Raw genomic sequence first — 3124 nt, 5'->3', positions numbered from 1 at the left:
GGATCATTTCGTCTCCGGCGGCTCCTACGGCATCGGTCCGTCGCGGCTGGTCGCGGCGATCATCGAAGCCAGCCATGACGATAACGGCATCATCTGGCCGGAGGCGGTGGCGCCGTTCGACATCGGACTGATCAACATGAAGGCGGGCGACGCCGAGTGCGACGGCGTCTGCGACGAACTGCATGCCGCTTTCGTCGCCGCCGGCAAGGACGTGCTCTACGACGACACCGACCAGCGGCCCGGCGGCAAGTTCGCCACCGCCGACCTGATAGGCCTTCCCTGGCAAGTGATCGTCGGACCGCGCGGTGTCGCCGCCGGCGAGATCGAGATCAAGAACCGCAAGACCGGCGAGCGCGAGACGCTGCCTATCGCGGACGCGAAGAAGCGCTTCGGTGTCGCCGCATGAGCGAGGCGGTGGCGGCAAGATCGGTCGGCGCCGGACCCTTTTCCATCTTCGAGCGCATGGTCGCCTGGCGCTATCTGCGTTCGCGGCGCAAGGAGACGGTGATCTCGGTGATCGCCTCGATCTCGTTCCTCGGCATCATGCTGGGCGTCGCCACGCTGATCGTGGTCATGGCGGTGATGAACGGTTTCAGGGCGGAGCTTTTGACGCGCATCCTCGGCGTCAACGGCCACCTGATCGTGCAGCCGCTCGATTCGCCGCTGGAGGACTATGCGCAGGTCGCCAGCCGCATCAACGGTGTAGCAGGCGTTAAATACGCCATCCCGCTGATCGATGGCCAGGTGCTTGCGCAAGGCAATGTCGGCGGCGGAACCGGAGCGCTGGTTCGCGGCATACGCGGCGAGGATCTGAGCAAGATCGCCATCGTTGCCAGCAACATCAAGCAGGGTTCGATCGCCGATTTCGATTCTGGCGAGGGCGTTGCCATCGGCAAGCGCATGGCTGAGAATCTCGGCCTGACGCTTGGCGATACCATCACCTTGATTTCGCCCGACGGCGACGTGACGCCGATCGGCACCACGCCGCGCATGAAGGGCTACAAGATCGCGGCGATCTTCGAAGTCGGCATGTCCGAATATGACACGTCCATCGTCTACATGCCGTTTTCCGAAGCGCAGCTTTATTTCAACATGGACGGGCGGGCGCAAACGATCGAGATCTATGTCGACAATCCAGACGATGTCGATGCGCTGAAACCGAAAGTGGAGGCGGCGGCGCAGCGGCCGATCGACATGGTCGATTGGCGCCAGCGCAACGAGACCTTCTTCTCCGCGCTGCAGGTCGAACGCAACGTCATGTTCATGATCCTGACGCTGATCGTGCTGGTGGCTGCGCTGAACATCATCTCCGGCCTGATCATGCTGGTGAAGGACAAGGGCCACGACATCGCCATCCTGCGCACCATGGGGGCGTCGCGCGGCGCCATCCTGCGCATCTTCCTGATGACGGGTGCGGCGATCGGCGTGACCGGCACGCTTGCCGGCGTGCTGCTCGGCGTACTGATCTGCACCAACATCGAATCGATCCGCCAGTTCTTCTCGTGGATGACCGGCAAGGTGCTGTTCAATCCTGAACTCTATTTCCTCAGCCAGTTGCCGGCGAAGATGGATCCGCGCGAGACGACCTATGTCGTCCTGATGGCGCTCGGCCTGTCCTTCCTGGCAACGGTGTTTCCGGCATGGCGCGCCGCGCGTCTCGATCCGGTCGAAGCCTTGAGGTACGAATAGTGGCCGAGGTCATTATCGAGCTGAAGAGCGTCGAGCGGCACTACGTCCAGGGACCGCGAAAGCTCACCATTCTCAATGGTGCGGACTTCTCGCTGAAGCGCGGCGAGATGGTGGCGCTGGTGGCGCCGTCTGGCACCGGCAAATCGACGCTGCTGCACACCGCCGGCCTGCTGGAGCGTCCCGACGCCGGCGACGTCATCCTGGCCGGCCGCGCCTGCGGGCGGCTGTCCGACGACGAGCGCACGGCGATCCGCCGCAACGATGTCGGCTTCGTCTACCAGTTCCATCATCTGCTGCCGGAATTCTCGGCGCTGGAAAACATCATGATGCCGCAGCTCATCAAGGGGCTCAGCCGCAAGGACGCGGCCGAGCGCGCGGCGCAGCTGCTCGACTACATGCAGATCGGCAAACGCGCGGCGCACCGGCCGTCCGAGCTCTCCGGCGGCGAACAGCAGCGCGTCGCCATTGCGCGTGCGGTCGCCAATGCGCCGCTGGTACTGCTGGCGGACGAGCCGACCGGCAATCTCGACCCGGTCACCGCGTCCTATGTGTTCGAGGCGCTGGCGGCGCTGGTCAAGCAATCGGGCCTCGCGGCGCTGATCGCCACCCACAATCACGAACTGGCATCGCGCATGGACCGGCGCGTCACGCTAGCCGACGGCAAAGTGGTGCCGCTCTAGGGCACGGCGATACTGGGGTGAGGCCGGCCTGCGAAAGGCGGCTTCCTGCGCTTCCCGTTCTACCCCGTCGCGGTAGAATGGTGCTCGCGTACCCAAAAGTACGCTCCGCTCCGGTTCTCGAAATCCACCATTCTCGGCTCTGCCTGACCCCAGTCTCGTCGTGCCCTGGTCGGCGCTGGGCAACCGTCGTTCGCCCGTCAACCTTTTCTTAACCCTGCCGATCTGATCGCCCGGAAATTCGGACACGGCCGGATTGTGCGCCTTGACATTTGAACAAAATTAGAACAAAATACGAACATATCAACAACAGGAGAGAGTTATGACCGATCTGGTTCAGGATGTCATCTCACTGGTTTGCATGAGCACCTTTCTCGTCTCCATGGCAATCTGGATCGGAGCCATGTGATTTGGCGGCGTTCGCCGCCGTGGGTCCCATGCGGTCGAAGACCGCTCCGCCGTTAAGCTTTTCTTGCCGCAGCGACGTTAGAGTGCCCCGGCAAGACAGGGAGCAACGTCCAGGTGTCGCCCATCGTCACGGCCATTCTGGTGGCCAGCAATCTCGGGCTGATCTTTCTGTTGATGACGGTGCCGCTTGGTTTACGCACGGTCCGGCTGACCCGTCTGGTGGCGATGGATCGGCAGCGCCTCTGGCAGGCGCTGTGGCCGCTCGGCAGCGATGCCGGCTGGTCCGGTGAGATCCTGTCCGCCGAGGCCCCGGACGGCGAGGGCGTGGCCCGCATCACGCTGTCCTGGGA

3 protein-coding genes and 1 pseudogene are annotated in these 3124 nt (G+C 63.5%); all 4 read left to right on the top strand.

Annotated elements, in window-relative coordinates; genetic code table 11:
* The coding region (locus EN925_RS29685; protein WP_245487340.1) for a His/Gly/Thr/Pro-type tRNA ligase C-terminal domain-containing protein at positions 1-406 on the top strand (406 nt) is incomplete at its 5' end.
* Complete coding sequence (locus tag EN925_RS29680; protein ID WP_013531108.1) at positions 403-1689, top strand: lipoprotein-releasing ABC transporter permease subunit; 1287 nt, start codon at positions 403-405, stop codon at positions 1687-1689. The genes EN925_RS29685 and EN925_RS29680, both read left to right, overlap by 4 nt.
* Positions 1686-2369, top strand: a complete 684-nt coding sequence (locus EN925_RS29675) for an ABC transporter ATP-binding protein (protein ID WP_027160544.1) — start codon at positions 1686-1688, stop codon at positions 2367-2369. The genes EN925_RS29680 and EN925_RS29675 overlap by 4 nt, the downstream gene beginning before the upstream one ends.
* A gap of 519 nt (positions 2370-2888) precedes the next feature.
* Positions 2889-3124 (top strand): annotated as a pseudogene (locus EN925_RS29665) (site-2 protease family protein); the annotation flags it as partial.

Source organism: Mesorhizobium sp. M7A.F.Ca.US.006.04.2.1, from assembly GCF_004022915.1.
Taxonomy (GTDB): domain Bacteria; phylum Pseudomonadota; class Alphaproteobacteria; order Rhizobiales; family Rhizobiaceae; genus Mesorhizobium; species Mesorhizobium ciceri.
Note: the sequence above shows the minus strand (reverse complement) of the source record. Positions and strands in the feature narration are given on the sequence as shown.

Coding starts and splice junctions, on each gene's coding strand:
- EN925_RS29680 (WP_013531108.1), top strand. CDS start 403: ATGAGCGAGGCGGTGGCGGCAAGATCGGTCGGCGCCGGACCCTTTTCC.